The sequence below is a fragment of the Shewanella sp. Isolate13 genome, assembly GCF_022398325.1.
In the GTDB taxonomy this organism is placed as follows: Bacteria; Pseudomonadota; Gammaproteobacteria; order Enterobacterales; family Shewanellaceae; genus Shewanella.
Map to the genome: position 1 here is coordinate 80,141 of NZ_JAKEVD010000016.1, position 21,029 is coordinate 101,169.

Here is a 21,029-nt window from a genome sequence, read left to right on the forward strand (position 1 = left end):
CAAACAACGCTAATTCAGATTTAAGTTCTGCAGCGAATCTTGTAGAATTGCCGCCATTCCCGATTCAAAAACAGTCAAAGAGAAATAACATGGCTCAGTTTGTATATAGCATGCTTAGAGTGGGCAAGATTGTTCCGCCTAAGAAACAGATCCTTAAGGATATCTCATTAAGTTTTTTCCCTGGCGCTAAGATTGGTGTTTTAGGCCTAAACGGTTCTGGTAAATCTACCCTATTGCGCATCATGGCCGGTATCGATACCGAAATTGAGGGTGAAGCGCGCCCAATGCAAGATCTTAAGATTGGTTACCTACCACAGGAACCAAAACTAGATCCAAACCAAACCGTACGTGAAGCGGTAGAAGAAGCGGTAGCCGAGGCCAAAAATGCATTGGTTCGTTTAGATGAAGTCTATGCCCTTTACGCTGAGCCAGATGCCGATTTCGACGCCCTTGCTAAAGAGCAGGGTGAGCTAGAAGCAATTATTCAATCTCAGGATGCCCATAACCTAGATGTGGCACTAGACAGAGCGGCAAATGCCCTACGTCTGCCAGATTGGGATGAGAAAATTGAAGTGCTATCGGGTGGTGAGCGTCGCCGTGTGGCCATCTGTCGTCTGTTACTTGAAAAGCCAGACATGCTATTACTCGATGAGCCAACCAACCACTTGGACGCCGAATCAGTAGCTTGGTTAGAGCGCTTCTTGCAGGAATACACGGGAACGGTTGTGGCGATTACCCACGATAGATACTTCCTCGATAACGCTGCAGGCTGGATCTTAGAACTTGACCGTGGTGAAGGTATTCCATGGGAAGGTAACTACTCTTCATGGCTTGAGCAGAAAGATGCACGTCTACAACAAGAGTCGGCCACCGAAAGTGCCCGTCAAAAGACGATTGCCAAAGAACTTGAGTGGGTACGTCAAGGCTCTAAGGGCCGTCAGTCTAAAGGTAAGGCGCGTATGGCTCGCTTCGAAGAGCTTAATACCAACGACTACCAAAAGCGTAATGAGACTAACGAGCTATTCATTCCGCCAGGACCACGCCTAGGTGATAAGGTTATTGAAATTAATAACCTGACTAAGTCTTATGGCGACCGCGTATTGATCGATGACTTAAGCTTCTCCGTGCCTAAGGGCGCGATTGTCGGTATTATCGGTGCCAACGGTGCAGGTAAGTCAACCCTATTCAAGATGATCTCTGGCGCTGAGCAGCCTGATAGCGGCAGCGTTGAGCTAGGTGAGTCGGTACAGATCGCATCGGTTGAACAGTTCCGTGATTCTATGAATGACAAGAACACCGTTTGGGAAGAGATCTCTGGCGGCCAAGATATCATGCGCATCAACAACACAGAAATTCCAAGCCGTGCCTATGTGGGCCGCTTTAACTTCCGTGGTGGCGATCAGCAGAAGATTATCGGCACCCTGTCTGGTGGTGAGCGTAACCGTGTGCACTTGGCTAAGCTGTTGCAAGCTGGCGGTAACGTACTGCTTCTCGACGAACCAACCAACGACCTAGACGTTGAAACGTTACGTGCACTTGAAGAAGCGCTACTTGAGTTCCCAGGTTGTGCCATGGTGATCTCGCACGACCGTTGGTTCCTAGATAGAATCGCGACTCACATCCTAGACTACCGTGATGAAGGTAAAGTGAACTTCTACGAAGGTAACTACACCGAATACTCAACTTGGTTGAAAGACACCATGGGTACCGATGTGATTGAACCACATCGCTTAAAGTACAAGCGTATGGTTAAGTAAGTTTTACCACTCGATTTAAAAGGAGGCCTCGGCCTCCTTTTTTATTACACAGCTACAATGCTGTCATTTACTCTACGCCCGCTCTGCTTCCATAAAGCAAGCCTCTCTATAGAATCCGCACAAAAATTTCCCAGTTCAATAACAAAAAGCTTAATAATTATGCCAAAATGCCATTTGGTATAAATTAGCCAATCGAAATAGCAGCGGTTTCTACCGCTAGAATAATAACAAGACGCTATTAAAGGACGATAATGTAATGGACGATAAAGCTCACGCAACGACGGTGGAAGATAACACGCTCGACACCTCATCCACTTCAGGGAGCAAGCCCCCAGCGGAAACTCAGGCTCAAGTTCACACTCAAACTAGCAAATCCAGCGGCTTCTTAAACAGTATCAATCACTTTCGCGGTATCGCCATTATCTTTATAGTCATGGCCCACTGTTACCGTCCTGCAGGCTGGCAGATAGAAACCTTTGCCGACAAGGCTTGGTTTAATTTGATGATGAACGGCACGGTGTTTTTCGTGTTTATCTCAGGTTTTCTGTTCCACCATGTGTTTTATCACCGCTGGGATTATAAGAAGTATATGAAGAGCAAAACCAAGTTTGTTTTTCTGCCCTACCTTCTACTGTCACTGCCTTGGATTATCTGGCATATCACGGTCGGCACCGATCCTATGATGCATAAAGAGCTCGCCGATATCACAGCTCCTGCACAAGCCGCTAGTTGGTATGTCATCACCGGCCGCACCCTTACCGCTTATTGGTATATCCCCATGGGTATGATGCTGTTTGCGCTGTCGCCTTGGGTCATGTACCTCATTAAGAAACAACAAGTACTCTACTACGCCATTCCGCTGCTATTGATTGCCATCATGGTGCATAGACCGATTTCTAACCTCAATGCGATCCAGTCCTTAGTCTATTTTTTACCTGTGTACCTGCTTGGGGTTTGGGGCTCAGCCCATCGAGATAAGCTGTTTCCATTTATCGACAGGTATTGGTTGCCGATGTTGCTGGGTGGCATTGCCTTAGCACTGATCCAAGCCGAGTATTTTGGTGCTGGGGTATTGAATAAAGCCCCATTTGAGATGACAGTACCGGATCTGATGCTGCCGCAAAAAATCTTACTGACCTTAGTCATACTGGCAATTTTAAATAAGTTTGAACATATCTCGATTAAGCCATTACAAAAACTGGCCGAGGTCAGTTTTGCCATCTACTTTATCCACCCTTGGATCACCACGCCTTGGTGGATGATCTACGACAGCCCAGATCTATTCGGTCTCGCGGGCCAAGGTAATATCTTTACCACCTTAATCGTTACCCTTGTGGTAGTAACCATCTCATACATGATTGCGATAGTGATAAAGAAACTGCTCAGTAAGCGTAGCCGCTATCTAATTGGTTGGTAATGACGGACACGAACCTAAGCTGGAACTAAAAATAGCAACAAGCACTATCAATAAACACTGCTCATAATAACGATTAATAAGAAACTAAAGATTATGCTCAAAGCCCTACTTTACACCACAGCACTCGTTGGCCTATCGGGTCAGCTAAGCGCTAATGATGCCAGCAACTATCAGTTTGATGGCCCCTATGTCATTCAAGACCAAAGTGCTGTTCAAAGCGCATCCCAGCAAACAGCCTACTGGATCTGTAATAGTAAACTGACGAGTTACCAAGTGAGTCAGCACTCGCTAAAGCGGCCTGAAAACTGCGGCAACTTGCCTGAGCCGCTCCTCACCGATGATGTCAAACAAGTCATGCCTGACAGCTATGATGGGGTGAAAAAAGTCGTTGCCCTCAGTGATGTCCATGGCCAATACGATGTGTTAATCACCCTACTTAAAAATCAAAACATCATCGATGCCGATAACAACTGGGCCTTTGGCGATGGCCACATGGTGATGACCGGAGACATGTTTGATCGCGGCGATCAGATAAACGAAGTGCTGTGGTTTATGTATAAGCTAGACAGGCAAGCCAAAGCCGCTGGCGGCATGCTACATCTGCTGATGGGTAACCATGAGCAGATGGTGCTAGGTGGTGACTTAAGGTACGTGCATGAGCGTTATGACTTAGCCAGTAAATTACTAGGTAGAAGTAACGATGCCCTCTATGGCGAGGACACAGAGATTGGCCAGTGGCTGAGAAGCAAGAACACCCTAGTCAAGATTAATGACGTACTCTATATGCATGGCGGCATTAGCAATGAATGGCTCGAACGTCAGTTGACTATCGCAGAGGCTAACCAGTTATTTCGCGCAAACATAGGCAGGCCTAAGGCGGAGCTAAAACAAGATGACCTGCTAAGTTTTCTGTTCTACGGCAATGGCCCCACTTGGTATCGCGGCTACTTTTCAGATGCCTTCACCGAAGCCGAGCTCGACAAAATTCTCAGCTATTTTGACGTTAACCACATCACCGTGGGGCACACCTCTCAGAAACAGGTGTTAGGCTTATTTGATAATAAGATTATAGCTATCGACAGTAGTATTAAACTCGGCGCTCAGGGTGAGCTGTTGCTTATCAAAAACGGCGAGTTAACCCGAGGGCTCTATGACGGCTCGCGCCAGGCACTTTAAGCCAAGTACTTTAAGTAGTCGCGTTAAATATAGAGAGCCATCCACTGTAATGGATGACTCTCTATATTTCAATTCTGCATTGACCATCTCAATTAACATCTCGCTCAACTTCAACACGACTTCGATAGCCGAACTGTTTGTATAAAGGTTCTCTTCCCAGCTGCACACCGCAACCTTTGATGGAAAAACGATAGTAATCAATCAAAAATGTGAAATTCGATAAAATATCGTTAAAAACATGTAAAGCGGTAACTTCTAATTTTCTTTACTTTACATTGCTTTACTCTACATCAGCGTATTTTTATCTAAAATAATCCCAACTTTGGCTGTGTAAGTAATCACTCATGAAACCATCTTATTACCTTGTTCCCATATTGCTCATTGTTGTTGGCGCAATTTCCTATAGTAGTTTCTCAGAAGCGAAACGCACCGATAGCAAGGAACGCCCGGTTCGTACCGTGCCTGTCGTCACTGGCATCGTTGAGCAACATGAGCTTTCTCAATCACTTTCCCTAATAGGTAAACTCGATGCCGAGCAATCGGTCTTTATCGCACCGCAAATTGCCGGCAAGATTAAGTCGATCCGAGTCAATACTGAGCAGGAGATAGACCAAGGGCAAATATTAGTGCAGCTTGATGACGCCAAAGCACAAGCCGCGCTAGCCGAGGCCGCTGCTTACCTAGCCGATGAGAAACGTAAGCTGAAAGAGTTTCAGAAGCTTATCGATCAGAACGCCATCACTAAAACTGAGATTGACGCCCAAAAAGCCAGTGTCGACATGGCCAGTGCTCGCTTAGCCGCGGCTCAAGCCGATCTAGACTATCACTACCTCAGTGCACCGTTTTCAGGCACGGCAGGTCTTATCGACTTTAGCCAAGGTAAGATGGTGAGCGCAGGCACAGAGCTACTCACTCTTGATGATCTTTCAAGTATGCGCCTCGATCTACAAGTGCCAGAGAACTACCTATCACAGCTCAGTGTGGGCATGTCAGTGAGTGCTAACAGCCGCGCTTGGCCGCAAAAGGAGTTTATCGGCAAGGTGACAGCCATCGACTCTCGGGTAAATCAAGACACCTTGAACCTCAGGGTTCGAGTGCAATTTGATAATCCAACCCACCAGCTAAAACCCGGCATGATGATGTCAGCAACCTTATTGTTCCCAAGTATTGCAGAGCCGGTGATCCCAGTGCAGGCACTTGAGTACTCAGGTACTAACCGCTTCGTCTATGTGATTGGCGAGGACGGTATTGCTAAGCGTACCAAGGTGACGCTTGGTGCCCGCGTTGAAGATCAAGTACTGATCAGTCAAGGCCTGACAATTGGCGATAAAGTGGTGGTACAGGGACTCGTCAATATGCGTGATGGGCTAAGGGTCAACGATCTTGCAGAGCCTGCATTGGCACAAAAAGGCGCAGTAAAAGACGCTGAAGAGCAGCAAGCAAGGGGAAGCATCTAAATGTGGTTGTCTGATGTTTCAGTAAAACGCCCTGTCGTTGCCATAGTACTGAGTCTACTGCTGTGTGTTTTCGGCGCCGTCTCATTTAGCAAGCTTGCCGTGCGCGAGATGCCCGATGTGGAAAGTCCGGTTGTCACCGTGATGACCACCTATGAGGGGGCTTCTGCAACCATCATGGAGAGCCAAATAACCACGGCACTAGAGTCTGAGTTAACCGGTATTAGTGGTGTCGATCAGATTGAATCTATCACCCGCAACGGCATGTCGCGCATTACCGTGACCTTCCTGCTGGGGTGGGATCTCACCGAAGGGGTGAGCGATGTACGCGATGCGGTAGCCCGTGCTCAAAGACGCTTACCAGACGAAGCCAATGACCCGATTGTTTCAAAAGACAACGGCTCTGGTGAGCCTGCGGTGTATGTCAATTTAAGCTCATCGGTTATGGATAGAACCCAGCTGACCGATTATGCCCAGCGCGTGCTAGAGGACAGATTTAGCCTTATCTCCGGCGTCAGCAGTGTCAATATTTCAGGCGGCTTATACAAGGTGATGTATGTACAGCTCAACCCAGAGCTGATGGCCGGTCGTAACATTACCGCCGGTGATATCGTCAAAGTGCTGAACCGTGAAAATGTCGAGACCCCGGGTGGTGAAGTACGAAATGACACCACAGTAATGGCGGTGCGTACGGCGCGCTTGTATCAGACTCCCGATGATTTCAACTATTTAGTACTACGCACCGCAGCCGATGGCTCGCAGGTATACCTAAAGGATGTCGCCAATGTGTTTATTGGTGCAGAGAATGAAAACTCTACCTTCAAGAGCGATGGCGTGGTCAACATCAGCCTAGGCATAGTGCCTCAGTCAGATGCTAACCCGCTTGAAGTTGCCCAAGACGTACATAAAGAAGTGGATCTTATTCAGAAGTTTCTGCCCGAAGGCACCAAGCTGATTGTCGATTATGACTCTACCGTATTTATTGACCGTTCGATTGATGAAGTCTTCAGTACCCTAGCCGTAACCGCTCTACTGGTTGTCTTAGTACTGTATATCTTCATCGGCCAAGCGAGGGCAACTCTGATCCCAGCGGTGACGGTTCCGGTGTCACTCATTTCCGCCTTTATCGCCGCTAACATGTTTGGCTACTCGATTAACCTACTGACCCTAATGGCGCTTATTTTATCTATCGGCTTAGTGGTCGACGATGCCATCGTTGTGGTTGAGAATATCTTCCATCATATCGAAAAGGGTGAACCGCCAATCTTGGCCGCCTATAACGGCACCCGAGAAGTCGGCTTTGCCGTTATGGCAACCACGGCAGTACTGGTGATGGTATTTCTGCCTATCTCCTTTATGGAAGGCATGGTGGGGCTACTGTTTACCGAGTTCTCGGTCATGCTGGCCGTATCTGTGCTGTTTTCATCCTTGATTGCTCTGACCTTAACGCCTGTACTTGGCAGTAAAATCCTTAAAGCCAACGTTAAACCTAACCGCTTTAACCTCTGGGTCGAGTCAGTATTTACTCGCCTCGAGAACTTCTATCGCAAAATGGTGACCAAAGCCGTTTCACTCAGACTGGCTGCGCCACTGGTAATTATCGCCTGTATCTTAGGCAGTGGCTGGTTAATGCAGCAGGTGCCAGCCCAGCTTGCGCCTCAAGAAGACAGAGGGGTGATTTTTGCCTTTATTAAGGGCGCGGAAGGTACCAGTTATAACCGTATGGCAGCCAATATGGAGATCGCCGAAGATAAACTGATGCCGCTACTGGGTCAGGGCGTGGTGAAATCATTCAGCATTCAAGCCCCAGCCTTTGGTGGTCGTGCTGGTGACCAAACGGGCTTTGTGATCATACAGCTTGAAGATTGGAATGAGCGTACAGTCAACGCCCAGCAAGCTCTTGGGGTTGTGGCAAACGCCCTAAAAGGCATTCCCGATGTGATGGTGCGACCGCTACTACCAGGCTTTAGAGGCGGCTCAAGCGAGCCAGTGCAATTTGTTCTTGGCGGCTCAGATTATCAAGAGCTGTTCAAATGGGCGCAACTACTGGAGGAGGAAGCGCTATATAGCCCTATTCTCGACAGCCCAGAGATCGACTATAAAGAAACCTCACCGGAACTGGTGGTAACCGTCGATAAAGAGCGCGCCGCAGAGCTTGGAATAAGCGTGGCCGAGGTATCGGAAACACTGGAGATCATGCTCGGCGGACGCAGTGAAACCACTTTTGTTGAGCGCGGTGAAGAGTACGATGTTTACCTTCGAGGCGATGAGAACAGCTTTAATAACGTGGCGGACTTAAGCCAGATCTATATGCGTTCCGCTACAGGCGAGCTGGTCACTCTAGATACTATCACCCATATTGAAGAGGTAGCGTCGGCGCTGAAACTGAGCCATAACAACAAGCAAAAATCGATCACCCTAAAGGCCAACTTAGGTGAAGGTTATACCTTGGGGGAGGCGCTGGATTTCTTAGATCAAAAAGCTATTGAGATGCTACCGAGCGACATTTCAGTTGCCTACACTGGCGAGTCTAAAGACTTTAAAGAGAATCAAAGCAGTATCTTTATCGTATTTGGCTTAGCCTTGTTGGTGGCCTACCTAGTATTGGCTGCGCAGTTTGAGAGCTTTATCAACCCGCTGGTGGTGATGTTTACCGTGCCAATGGGGGTATTTGGTGGCTTCTTAGGCCTTTACTTAACTGGCCAAGGTCTGAATATCTACAGCCAAATTGGTATGATCATGCTGATCGGTATGGTGACTAAAAATGGCATCTTGATTGTTGAATTTGCCAATCAGCTAAGAGACAAAGGACTTGAGATTGAGCAAGCGATTATCGATGCCTCGGTAAGACGCTTACGCCCTATTCTAATGACCGCCTTTACCACGCTTATCGGCGCGATTCCGTTGATCCTTTCGACTGGTGCGGGCGCAGAGAGCCGCATCTCTGTCGGTACAGTGGTGTTCTTTGGTATGGCCTTTGCCACCTTTGTCACCCTATTAGTTATTCCGGCTATGTATCGCTTAATTTCTACCGCAACTAAGTCTCCAGGCTTTGTTGAGTCGCAGCTTAATCAGGCGATTGCTGAACACCAGCAGACGCTAATCAGTAAATAAGAAAAGCAGTAAATAAGAAAAGCAGTAAATAAGAAAAGCAGTAAATAGCATTCACAATATAAGGAGCTAAGCTTTCGGCTTGGCTCCTTTCACTTCAGCCACTCAACCTTTAGTCATCCGCAAGCCACTTCTTTAGGTCAACTCGAACCAACTACTGAAAACTTGGCTTGATACTAGGTGAGTGATTCTTATCTATACTTAACACTCATTGTCACCTGTCAGGTTATGCCTATGCAAAAACCACAGCCGAACGTTCTAGAACCCATGTTATATGAAACCTTTAATATCAATGGTCAATTTATAACGGAGCGCCGAACTCGCATAGATAGGCGAGTCAACGAACAAAACAATAGGCTAGATCTGTATGACCGCCGCCAAGCCCCCCAAAGACGCATGGCTCATGTAGACCTCTATATTTAGCATCGTTAACCATCGCGGTTAACACCGTCACTAAAACAGCCTTTATCCTGTGGTTATATCGATAATCTCTCGCTAAAAGCTTCGCTATTTTTACGCCTATGCAATAGTATTCTTTATACTCTAGTGCCCTTTGCCATAGCGCGCACACCTTAATTTCCAAGCTAACCAAACGAGCATACAGTGAAAAAAATCGCCCTATTTGTCGATGTGCAAAACATCTATTACACCTGCCGCCAAGCCTATGGCCGCCAATTTAATTACCGCAAACTTTGGCAGCATCTCGGTTATGAAGGTGAAATAACAGCGGCTACCGCTTATGCCATTCATCGTGGTGACGATGGTCAGCTGAAGTTTCAAGACGCACTCAAGCATATCGGCTTTGAGGTAAAACTTAAGCCTTTTATCCAACGCAGCGATGGCTCTGCTAAGGGAGATTGGGATGTGGGGATCACTATCGATATTATGGAAGCCGCCAGTGAGGTTGACGCAGTGATCTTACTCTCTGGTGATGGAGACTTCGATCTCTTGATGCAAAAAATTCACCAAAAATATAGTGTCGAAACGCAAGTGTATGGTGTACCAAGCTTAACAGCAAAATCACTTATCGATTCAGTAAATCAGTTTCATGAGATAGATAGCAGCCTACTTCTTTAACCGTTTTTAGAAGGTTAAGCGCCAGCTTTAGAGCAATTAACGATCCATAAGCCACTTAATGCCCCCTTTCATGTCATAAAATTACAAGATAAGGAAGATAGATCCAACTTTTGAGCGAATTCTCAGCCAACCCTAGCGATTGTTAGAGCAAGATCACACCTTTATGCCATTAGTGTTGGTACTTTAATTACCAGAAAAGATAACAACTTTTAACATTAAGCGTATAGGTGATTCTTATGGCTGCTAAATTTTTCATCCCATCTGTCAATATCTTAGGGCAAGACGCCGTCACTGAGGCCATTGGAGACATCAAGTCTCTGGGCTTCAAAAATGCATTAATTGTTACAGACAAACCGCTAGTTGAAATCGGTCTTGTCGCCCAAGTCACCGACAAACTTGCCAGCAATGATATTCGCTCGGTGGTGTTCGATGGCGTTCAGCCAAACCCAACTGTTGGCAACGTTGAGGCGGGTCTTGAGATCTTAACCGCAAACAACTGTGATTTTGTCATCTCGTTAGGTGGTGGCTCACCCCACGACTGTGCAAAAGGCATCGCACTTGTTGCCACTAACGGCGGCAACATTAAAGATTATGAGGGCTTAGATGTCTCTACTAAGCCACAGCTTCCCCTAGTTGCGATCAACACCACGGCGGGCACTGCGAGTGAAATGACCCGTTTCTGCATCATTACCGATGAAGAGCGTCATATCAAGATGGCTATTGTCGACAAGAACACCACCCCAATCTTGTCAGTTAACGACCCAGAACTAATGCTACTTAAGCCTGCCGGTCTAACTGCAGCAACGGGTATGGATGCACTGACTCACGCTATCGAAGCTTATGTTTCTATCGCGGCGAATCCAATTACCGATGCCTGTTCAATTAAAGCTATCGAGCTTATTCAGGGTAACTTGATTGAAGCGGTTGAAAACGGTCAAAGTATCGAGGCACGTGATCAGATGGCTTATGCCCAGTTCCTTGCGGGTATGGCATTTAATAACGCTAGCCTTGGCTATGTTCATGCCATGGCGCATCAACTAGGTGGCTTCTACGACCTACCTCATGGTGTATGTAACGCGCTGTTACTCCCCCATGTTCAGGCCTACAACGCACAAGTCGTTCCTGGTCGTCTGAAAGATGTGGCTAAGGCAATGGGCGTTGATGTGTCGGCAATGACTGACGAGCAAGGCGCTGAGGCTGCGATTACCGCAATTAAAGCCCTCTCCGTAGCGGTAAATATCCCAGAAAACCTCACTAAACTAGGTGTGAAGGCTGAAGATATTCCGACACTTGCCGACAACGCCCTAAAAGATGCCTGTGGGTTGACAAACCCTAAGCAGGCAACCCATGAGGAGATCTGCCAAATCTTCACTAACGCACTTTGATACTGAGCCTCTGTTAATTGAGTAAGAGGTAACGGTAGCAGGCAAATTACGCTCCCAACAATGAGCTTGCTATCGTTCACTTCTCACTTCAGCGGCCGATTACTGGAAGCTAATCATTTGTGAACTTAACTTTTAAAGAAGTAAAAAATCTAAAATGATGTAAAATCCAGCACAACATCACTATTTAAGACTATTTTAATCTTAAATGGTGATACAAAGGGATACACATTTGGTATAATTGGCTGGTTCGCTTTTTCCCTGCAAAAGTTAAAGCAAGCTTAGAAGCCCACTCCTTGGAGTGGGCTTTTTCCTTTCGGCACTATCTCTGCGCTAATCTGCCATCGCTAATCAATCGCAGCGCCCCCTAGATATTCATACCTAAATTCAAACGCCCAGTTCAAACCACCTGCTTAAAAGACTAAATTTAACCAGGCAATAAAGCCTTTAATTGCCCTTCACAATAAACACTTCAGGCCTTTCGATCAGCATCGCGTGATGACGCCGCAGATTAGGAATGGCTGTATAGGCTAAATCTACTGAAAATGGTGGTTTAGGGCTAAAAGTAGCTGAAAATAAAAAGGCCTGCGATAAAAGCAGGCCTTCATTCTATAGCTAGCACTCTACAACTAGCATTCTAGGGGCATAAGTTAATGCCTGTCTTGCTGTCTTAAGACTGACCTTTCACCTTTTCTCGCATCTTCTGCATAATGACGTAAAACACTGGCACCAACAATGTACCTACGATTGTGGCCGCTAACATACCGCCAAACACTGAGTAACCAAGGGCGCGGCGACTCCCCGCTCCAGCACCGGTAGCAACAACCAGTGGCAGTACGCCTAATAGGAAGGAGAATGCCGTCATCAGTACCGCACGGAAACGCAGTCTTGCCGCCGTCTCGCCCGCCTCTAATATACTCTTGCCCTCTTCTCTTAACTGCTTAGCAAACTCAACGATCAAGATGGCGTTCTTACAGGCGAGACCAATCAGTAGCACCAGACCAATCTGGGCGTAGAGGTTTAAGTCAGCCCCCACCAACAGAATATTGAGGAATGCACCTAATACCGCAATCGGCACCGCTAAGATAACCGCAAATGGAATGGTCCAACTCTCGTATTGAGCTACCAAGAACAGATAAGTAAAGATTAACGCCAGTCCGAAAATCAGCGGCGCCAAATTCCCCGCCTTAATCTCTTGGTACGTTTGCCCGGTCCACTCAAAGGTATAACCCGTTGGCAGAGACTCATTGGCCGCACGCTCCATAGCGCTAATCGCATCACCAGAACTAAAGCCAGGAGCCGGGAAACCATTAATGGTTGTGGAGCTAAACATGTTGTAATTATTCATCACATCCGGGCCTAAAATCGGCGTCACAGTGACTAACGTACTCAAAGGAACCATCTCCCCCGTATTAGAACGTACGTAGAAGCGAGAGATATCTCGGTCTGAATTACGATACTCAGACTCCGCCTGTAGGATTACTCTAAACACCTTACCAAAACGGTTAAAGTCATTGACGTACATAGAACCCAGCATAGTTTGCATGGTCGAGAAGATCTCATTGAGCGACACCCCAAGCGCCTTAGCCTTATCTCTATCAACATCGACAAACATCTGCGGCACATCTGCGCGGAAGTTACTAAAGGCCATGGCTATTTCAGGCTGCTCATTTGCCTTCATAATTAAGGCGCGCATCACAGATGCAAGCTCCTGTGGTGTTCGGCCCTGAGTGTCTTGCAATACAAACTCAAAACCACCGACGCTACCCACACCTGGGATCGGCGGCAGTGAGAAAGCCATCGCCTTCACCGCTGGATTAGCGGCATATTTAGCTTGCAACTTGGCCACAATTGCCGACTCCACCATATCCGGCGAATCACGTTCATCCCAAGTCGACAGGGTCACAATCATCAAGCCACCGTTTGAAGAGACCGATCCCGTCAAGATACTAAAACCACTGGCGTGAATGACATTTTCCACTCCTGGCTCGGCGAGTGTCAGCTTCACCAGATCGCGCATCACATCTTCGGTACGGTTAAGTGATGCACCGTCAGGCAGTTGAATATCCACCATAAAGGCTTTCTTATCTTCCATTGGCACAAAGCCCGACGGTAAGATTTTAGCCACTCCACCAGTTAACAGAATTAAGCAGGCATAAACGATACCTACTAATGCGAGCTTGCGCGTCAGTGACGACACTAGCTTCATATACTTACCAGTAAAACGCTCAAACTGCCTGTTGAAAGCCGCATGAAAACCTTTTTCATGTTGCTTAGGCGCTCGCAATAGTGAAGCACACAATGCAGGGCTAAGGGTTAATGCGTTAATCGATGAGATCAATACTGCAATACAGATGGTTACCGAAAACTGCGCATACATCTGGCCGGTTATCCCCGGCATCACAGCCGTAGGAGCAAATACAGCGAGCAGTACTAAGGTGGTCGCAACAATTGGCCCTGTTACCTCTTTCATCGCCTTAGAGGTCGCCTCTTTCGGTGATAACCCTTCGTCTTGCATCAGGCGAGTGACGTTTTCCACCACTACGATAGCGTCATCCACCACGATACCGATAGCTAAGATAAGTGCGAATAGCGAAACCGTATTGATGCTCATGCCAAACAGCAACAAGAAGGCAAACGTACCGATAAGCGACACAGGAATAGCAATGCCAGGTACTAAGGTTGAACGGGCGTCCTGTAAGAAGATAAACACCACAAAGACCACCAGCGCAATCGAGACAAACAGAGTCTGTACCACCTCTTTAATCGAAGTTTCAACGAACTCCGTGGTGTCATAAAGCACTTCGTACTCAAGATCATTGGGGAAACGCTCCGATAGCTTCTCCATCTCGGCTTTGATCGCTTTACCTACCTCTAGAGCATTAGCATCTGGTGATTGGTAAATAGCAATAATCGCCGAAGGTTTATTATTTAACTTACCCTGAGCATCGTAGGTTTGCGAACCAAGTTCTACCCGAGCCACATCACCAACAACCACTTTTGAGCCATCGTTGTTGGCACGGATCATCACATCATAAAACTCTTGCGGATCTTTAAGACGCCCCTTGGTTTGCAGGGTGTACTGAAACTGCTGGTCGGGATCCACTGGTGCGGCACCAATTCGCCCTGCCGCCACTTGAATGTTCTGCTCCTGCAATGCGCCAATTACATCAGTAGCGGTCACCCCAAGGCTTGCCATCTGATCGGGATCGAGCCAAATACGCATCGCATAGTCGAGCGCACCAATAACCTGCACCTTTGACACACCGTACTGGCGCGCTAAGGCATCTTTCACATTCAGACCAGCATAGTTAGTAATAAACAACGAGTCGAAGGTTTCATTAGGGGAAACAAGGTTCACTACCATCAACATGTTAGGGCTTTGCTTCTCAACCTTAACCCCTTGACGCTTTACTTCTTCCGGTAGGCGCGGCATCGCCTGCTGTACTCGGTTTTGCACCTTGACCTGCGCCATATCGGCATCGGTGCCCACATCGAAAGTCACATTTAACGAGTAGCTACCATCATTGGCACTCTTTGACTCCATATAGAGCATGCCTTCGACACCGTTAACTTCGGCTTCAATAGGTTGTGCAATGGTATCTTTAACGATATCGGCACTGGCACCAGAGTAACTGGTTGAAACACTCACCTGCGGCGGCGCGATTTCTGGAAATTCTGCAACCGACAGCACAGGAATAGCAATCAAACCAACCAAGGTCAAAACGGTTGAGATCACAAAAGCAAACTTGGGTCTGTTAATAAAAAACTCACTGATCATGACGTTCCCCTGTCAGCCCTAATATAAGGCTTGGGCAGCGAATAATGCTGCTAATTACGAAGTAAGCGATTAAGCGTATTGGTTTAATCACAACCTCAAGCTATGATTTTTCATCGTCTTTAAAAGGCACCACTTCTTGCTCAACTGGATTAACCTTAATGCCTGGACGAATTTTCTGTAGCCCTTCAACAACGATACGATCACCATCTTCTAAACCGCTAAGTACGCGCCACTCCACACCAAAGCGTTCACCAAGTTCTACCACACGTTTTTGCACTTCATCTTGCTCATTAAGCACCATAACAAAGCGCCCCTGCTGATCCTCTTGCACCGCAGCTTGAGGGATAAGCAAAGCATTTTCAGTTAACGGTGACTCTACAACGAGTGTTACAAACAGCCCTGGTAGCATTAAGCTATTAGCATTCTTAAAGGTAGCTCGAACAGGCAAGGTACCCGTTGCGGCATCGACTCGGTTACCAATAAAGTCGATATAGCCAACTTCATCAAACATGGTGCCATTCGGTAGACGCAACCGCATAACCAAGTCTTGAATCTTTACATCTTTGTTTTTCGCTTTTGAAAATTGCTGTTGTGCTGTGATTAAGGCCTTCTCGGCCACTTGGAAGTTAACCCACATAGGCTGAAGCTGCACGATATTCGCCATCTCAGTTTGAGGTGTGATGATGTCACCAAGACTGACTTTTGACTGGCTCACTCGCCCAGAAATCGGCGCGTAAATTTTGGTATAGCTAAGTTGGAGTTTGGCAGCCTCTACCGCAGCTTCAGCTTGCACGACACCTGCTGCAGTGGTGAGTTTTCGACTGGTTAATTCATCCATATCCTGAGCACTGATCATGCCATCGGGTAACAAGCGACGACCACGCTCCCAGTTCATCACAGCCACATCTCTTGAGGCTTTTGCTTGCTTTAATACCGCTTGATGCTGAGCAAGCTCAGCCTCATAGGTAGATGGGTCAATTTCAAATAACAAGTCGCCAGCCTTGATATCATCACCTTCAACATAGCTACGTTTGAGTAACTGCCCCTGGATCTGCGGTTTTATCACCACATCTTCTGACGCTCTAGTTCGGCCAACAAACTCAGACTTAGGCGTTATCATCTCTTTATGGGCGGTATTAACGATAACACTCGGAAGCACGGCTTGCTGCGGTGCAGGTGCATCACCACAACCTGAAATAACCGCGGCGCTGAGAATTAACATCAACAACTTAATTTTTGTAACTGATGAATCGGCCATTTAAGCCTCCAGATAGATAGGATATGTGCTTTATTTTTATCCTGAAATTATAGACTTAAGTAGCACACAAAATAAACCCATTAACAAAAATTTGCCTATACAGTTAACAGCTGCGTGACATGCGTAGTGAAAAATCGGGCAACAACTCAATTCAATGAGTCAGGAAAACGCAATTCAACTGTTGCTTTATTAGCCAAAGCAGCTACTTATTCGAGCTCATCAATAAAAGTGCGATCTGGGACAAAGTTATCAACGCAAATGTCATGGTAAACAGGAGGTACAGCGACTAAGGTTTTAACTAGCATATAGAAAATAGATAACAAGTTAACTTGATAGCATTTACTGATTTGCAGATGAATTTTTAGGGAAGCTAAGTTAACTAAACTTGAATATGCACAGAAAAACCATAGATTTCAGTAGATTAATCGTTGTTCAAAGAAAAAGCATAAAATACGCCCAAACCACTCACGTGGTTGACCAAGTAAAAAAACAGTGCCTAAGATGGTACTAGTCACAGCGAACAGGTAGGTAATTTATGACAGCAATCTCTCATGTATACAACTACACAGTCCGATGCCCTCACATTAAGGATCCCGCGCACCCAACAAGCTGGCGCAATCATATTGAGTTGAACCGCTCATGTGAAATAGCACTAGACAGAATTACTAAGTGGCACGGCCATTCTGGCAACCGACTATTTGAACATGATGGATATGTTGTTAGAGAATGTGAGCAGGAGCAAGCCTACTTTGCAATGCAAAATAGTCGCCTCAAAGATGACAAACATGCATTGGTCACGTTCAAAGTCTTTATGGATAACAAAACTAAAGATACCTCTGTGCAAGAGATCATGGAGCACGTTATCGAAGACTATAAGTCACGCTTAAGCAAGCTTTAATAGTCAGTCGGCATGCTTTACCGATAGAGCGTGCCGCCTTTCTTTCACTGCAATTAACAGCGCAAGATCACACTTCTGACTTTCCTTCTGCAATTTCCCTCACATTAGCTTAGTCAAATACCGACCCAACAAGGGTGGTAAAATTTTCAAACCAAAACGACAAAACAATTAAATACAATAATATAGCAAAGAATACTCACACTTTTTAGGCATTCAAAGCTTAAAACATGGGTAATTGCCGTTTTACATATCTACTGCTACACTTTTTAAGCCTATTTTTGGTGACTATTCTCGATATAGAACAATAGATAACCAAAGTTAATATTCTCGTAAAGTGGTGTTTAATCACTGGCATTGATTAATATTTATTTTACAGTTCCATCGACTTAAGGATTAAAAACTCATGCATGAAATGGCCAATATTGTCATCGTTGGTGGCGGCGCTGGTGGAATGGAGATCGCTACTAAACTCGGTCACCATTTAGGGCGTAAAGGAAAAGCGAGAGTCACACTGGTTGACTGCGCCGAAAGCCACATTTGGAAACCACTTCTGCATGAAGTTGCCACAGGGGCATTAGACATAGGCATTGATGCTATCAGTTATCGTGGCCATGCTGCGAGTCACGGCTATCACTTCCAACAAGGAGCGATGACGGATATTGATAGAGAAGCAAAGCAGGTTATTCTAGCTCCTATTTGCGATAACAAAGGCCGTGAGCTATTGCCCGCTCGTCGCATCGATTATGACTACTTGGTCATTGCCATTGGTAGCATCGCCAACGACTTTAATATCCCCGGCGTTCGAGAGCATTGCGTATTTTTAGATAGCACAGAGCAAGCGATGGAAATTCGCACCATGCTACTAAATAAATTTATGCGCTATGCTAGCCACCACCAACTCGATGACAAGATAAAAATTGCTGTGGTTGGCGCTGGTGCGACAGGTGTTGAAATGTCGGCGGAGATGCATCACGCCGTTGAGCAGCTACGCGGTTTCGGTTATAAAATCGATAGCAGCTTACTGGAAATTACCCTTATTGAGGCTGATGAGCGTATTCTACCTAAGGTAGAGAAAGAGGAGATCTCGGCCTCTGTCGCTAAAGAGCTCACCGCTATTGGTGTGAAAGTGATGACCAACACTCGCATCAATCAAGTCACCGAAGAGGGTCTGCATACTTCTGAAGGCGAGTTTATCCCGTCTGATATGGTGATCTGGTCTACTGGAGTTAAAGCTCCAGATTTCTTGAAAGATATCGGCGGCCTTGAAAGCAACCATATCAACCAAGTGATGGTGCAGCAAAATATGCAAACCACTCGCGATCCAGCGATATTTGCTATCGGTGACTGTGCGGCTTGCCCCCAAGAAGATGGCAGCTGGGTACCACCTCGCGGCCAGTCAGCAAGACAGATGGCATTGATGACTGCCGACAACATCAAATTATTGTTAGCGGGCAAGCCTGCTTCAAATAACTATGTCTATAAAGACTTAGGCGCCTTGGTTAATCTATCAAAGTTCCACACTGTGGGTAACTTGATGTCCTTTATCGGTGGCGGCGTCATGGTTGAAGGTAAGATTGCCCGCTTCGTTTATACCTCTTTATACCGCAGACACTTGATTGAGCTACACGGCCCAATTAAAGGCACCCTATTAATGTTTGCCAAAGGGATCAGCCGAATTATCCACCCACACTTGAAGCTGCACTAACTATTGTTCTGAATGTTGCTGGTTTAACGCCAGCAACGTTTTTGCCAATTTGAGTTGGCTTTCTCAGCCCTACGACACTTAAAAATCAAACTTCGTTTGATAAAAGGTCGTGAGCTTCCAGCTCACACTCGGGCAAGAGGGGGACTACAGCTTCCCCCTCTTGACCATTTCTTTTATAAAGAGTCCCTGCCGCCCCGACGAAGTTGTTGACCCTCAGTCATTTTCGAAAATCGCTATCGCCTCATATTCGCCGTCCATGGCTCACCTAAGGCCACCTGATCATCCATGACTCGCTCACGCGATTGTTCTTCAATGACCTCGGCAACTTCGATGGGGAATAAATGTTTCCTGTACGCTTAATAGGTTCATCTTGCTTTGTAGCTATGGTTAAAAATAAAACAAGCTTCTAAATTACTTTTGGACAGGAATTGGTTAGAGTCAAAGCTTTGGAAGTGATGACTCTTATTAGGGAAAGTATTGTGTGCAGATTACGATAACGCCTTGTTAAGGTATGAGACACGCAATACCGGAGCCTCCGAATGCCACCTTAAACACTAAAAATCGACGCATAGTAAAAATGCCACGCGTGCGAATCACTCTTAAACAGTTTGTTATGTTTATTTGTAAATAACGTCTTCTAGAGATTCATCACCAAAAGCATCCGAGTTAGTTAAATGGCCATCATATCCCCCTAGTTTGTTGATATAGCTGCCATCTTTGAACACTAACTGTAGCCCATGCTCTCGCTCCCAATCACAATTACATGCAAATGAAATGTATATTCTATTATCTTCATCTCGACGAGACGCAACTGGTTCACAGCCAAACTGTACAAATTGCCAAACATCCTTCGGCTTTTCAATTTCAATATACCAATCATCCTCAGGGCTAAGGTAATTCAAGGTTTTTAGGTAATATTGATAAACAAACTCACTTACATCATTGAGAACGCTTTTATCTAGATTTATGAAGTTGTTGATTGCTTTATGAAAATCTTCTTTGCTTGAATCGTCTATGTAATCTTCAAGTAAGAATTCATATTCCTCATTGTCAAGAAAGGCAACTCTTATTGGAGCAGTAAAACATTCATCACTGCTGTCATCCACATTAATCGTACCTACTGACATTTCACACTTTAACAAAATCAACCTCTCTCTAAACGTGGGGTACTCGGGAAACATAACGCCCACACTAAGGGGCTTTTAATAGTTGGCTACAATGTGAAGCGAAGCGGAACCCAGCCAACTGTTAAAAGTCCCGCTTTAGTTGCTTGTTATATGGCGCTTTTATCAACTTTTTTACCACAATGCATACAATAGACTTTATTGGTAAACCATAAGAAAGCAACTTCCAAACCACTGTCATGAGTATTACGTTTAACTTCCTTAAAACCTCTTACGGTTAACAACTTACCGCATTCAGGACATTTTACAAAAAAAGCCAAAATATAGTGAGCAATGGAAAGCAGTGTACCAACAAGGATGCTGAAAAGTAGTAAGTAATCGTATTCACTATTATTAGTGATAGATTTATAAGCAAGCCAAGGTATGAACATTGAAAAACAAAGAGTACCGATAATAATAAACCAAGCGCTTAAATTCCCTATCGATACTTTCATTGTGCTCCCTCATCCTGAAAAGGCATATAACGCCTGGCTCAGCGGTGAGTTAAACTGGCGATTGTTTTGCTGGTTTTTAGCAAAACAAGTGACAGTTTGACGAGTCCGATGCAGCCACTTGTTAGCTTTTTCCATCTATATCTATAAGCTTCTCTAACTCTAAAATTATCCCATCAACCATAGCGGATATTCTTTTTCTATGCTTTTTAGCTTCAGAGCTCATGCGAAAATTTGTATAGCCTAAAAGAAGCATCAAGAAGAATAGGATGGTTACATAATAGTCATAAACAAATCCATTACTACCAGGGATTCTGTCTACTAAGTAATCAGCGTTTCCATCCATAGAGAAAAAGAAAAAAATTATAAATAATGAATAAATCATGAACCCTAAACGC

General features: G+C 45.7%; 15 protein-coding genes. 10 read left to right on the top strand and 5 right to left on the bottom strand.

Going from position 1 to position 21,029, the window contains the following annotated elements:
• Window positions 1-89 precede the first annotated feature (89 nt).
• From ettA to yiaY, 8 genes are all read left to right on the top strand, one after another.
• Entirely contained in the window at window positions 90-1,757 is a 1,668-nt protein-coding gene (gene ettA, locus L1D44_RS12005) for an energy-dependent translational throttle protein EttA (RefSeq protein ID WP_220768381.1), read from the top strand.
• 256 nt (window positions 1,758-2,013) lie between these two features.
• Window positions 2,014-3,174: an acyltransferase gene (locus L1D44_RS12010; RefSeq protein ID WP_239890887.1), complete on the top strand. Its 1,161-nt coding sequence runs from the start codon at window positions 2,014-2,016 to the stop codon at window positions 3,172-3,174.
• Window positions 3,175-3,267: 93 nt separating this feature from the next.
• Window positions 3,268-4,350: a metallophosphoesterase gene (locus tag L1D44_RS12015; protein WP_239890889.1), complete on the top strand. Its 1,083-nt coding sequence runs from the start codon at window positions 3,268-3,270 to the stop codon at window positions 4,348-4,350.
• 344 nt (window positions 4,351-4,694) lie between these two features.
• Window positions 4,695-5,807, top strand: a complete 1,113-nt coding sequence (locus tag L1D44_RS12020) for an efflux RND transporter periplasmic adaptor subunit (protein WP_239890891.1) — start codon at window positions 4,695-4,697, stop codon at window positions 5,805-5,807.
• A complete protein-coding gene (locus L1D44_RS12025) occupies window positions 5,808-8,918 on the top strand; it encodes a multidrug efflux RND transporter permease subunit (protein WP_239890893.1) in 3,111 nt (1,036 codons plus the stop codon). It begins immediately after the preceding gene.
• Between the two features lie 231 nt (window positions 8,919-9,149).
• Window positions 9,150-9,338, top strand: a complete 189-nt coding sequence (locus tag L1D44_RS12030) for a hypothetical protein (RefSeq protein ID WP_220768323.1) — start codon at window positions 9,150-9,152, stop codon at window positions 9,336-9,338.
• Between the two features lie 180 nt (window positions 9,339-9,518).
• Window positions 9,519-9,992 (top strand): NYN domain-containing protein, encoded by a 474-nt coding sequence (locus L1D44_RS12035; protein WP_239890895.1) that lies wholly within the window; start codon window positions 9,519-9,521, stop codon window positions 9,990-9,992.
• Between the two features lie 236 nt (window positions 9,993-10,228).
• Complete coding sequence (yiaY, locus tag L1D44_RS12040; protein WP_239890897.1) at window positions 10,229-11,377, top strand: L-threonine dehydrogenase; 1,149 nt, start codon at window positions 10,229-10,231, stop codon at window positions 11,375-11,377.
• Between the two features lie 667 nt (window positions 11,378-12,044).
• Here yiaY and L1D44_RS12045 read toward each other — a convergent pair.
• Both L1D44_RS12045 and L1D44_RS12050 read right to left on the bottom strand, forming a co-directional pair.
• Window positions 12,045-15,155: a multidrug efflux RND transporter permease subunit gene (locus L1D44_RS12045; RefSeq protein ID WP_239890899.1), complete on the bottom strand. Its 3,111-nt coding sequence runs from the start codon at window positions 15,153-15,155 to the stop codon at window positions 12,045-12,047.
• A gap of 100 nt (window positions 15,156-15,255) precedes the next feature.
• A complete protein-coding gene (locus L1D44_RS12050) occupies window positions 15,256-16,413 on the bottom strand; it encodes an efflux RND transporter periplasmic adaptor subunit (protein WP_239890901.1) in 1,158 nt (385 codons plus the stop codon).
• A 535-nt stretch (window positions 16,414-16,948) separates the two neighbouring features.
• On the opposite strand from L1D44_RS12050, the gene L1D44_RS12055 reads away from it, so the two are divergent.
• Window positions 16,949-17,311, top strand: a complete 363-nt coding sequence (locus L1D44_RS12055) for a cytoplasmic protein (protein WP_239890903.1) — start codon at window positions 16,949-16,951, stop codon at window positions 17,309-17,311.
• Window positions 17,312-17,714: 403 nt separating this feature from the next.
• The gene (locus L1D44_RS12060) at window positions 17,715-19,016 is read left to right on the top strand and encodes an NAD(P)/FAD-dependent oxidoreductase (protein ID WP_239890905.1); all 1,302 of its coding nucleotides are present in this window, start codon (window positions 17,715-17,717) and stop codon (window positions 19,014-19,016) included.
• 617 nt (window positions 19,017-19,633) lie between these two features.
• Here L1D44_RS12060 and L1D44_RS12065 read toward each other — a convergent pair.
• The 3 genes from L1D44_RS12065 to L1D44_RS12075 form a co-directional block, all read right to left on the bottom strand.
• Window positions 19,634-20,143: a hypothetical protein gene (locus tag L1D44_RS12065; protein WP_239890907.1), complete on the bottom strand. Its 510-nt coding sequence runs from the start codon at window positions 20,141-20,143 to the stop codon at window positions 19,634-19,636.
• Between the two features lie 146 nt (window positions 20,144-20,289).
• Window positions 20,290-20,634, bottom strand: coding sequence for a hypothetical protein (locus L1D44_RS12070; RefSeq protein ID WP_239890909.1), 345 nt, complete (start codon window positions 20,632-20,634; stop codon window positions 20,290-20,292).
• A gap of 121 nt (window positions 20,635-20,755) precedes the next feature.
• Window positions 20,756-21,029: hypothetical protein (locus tag L1D44_RS12075; protein WP_239890911.1), on the bottom strand; the 274-nt coding region annotated here is incomplete at its 5' end.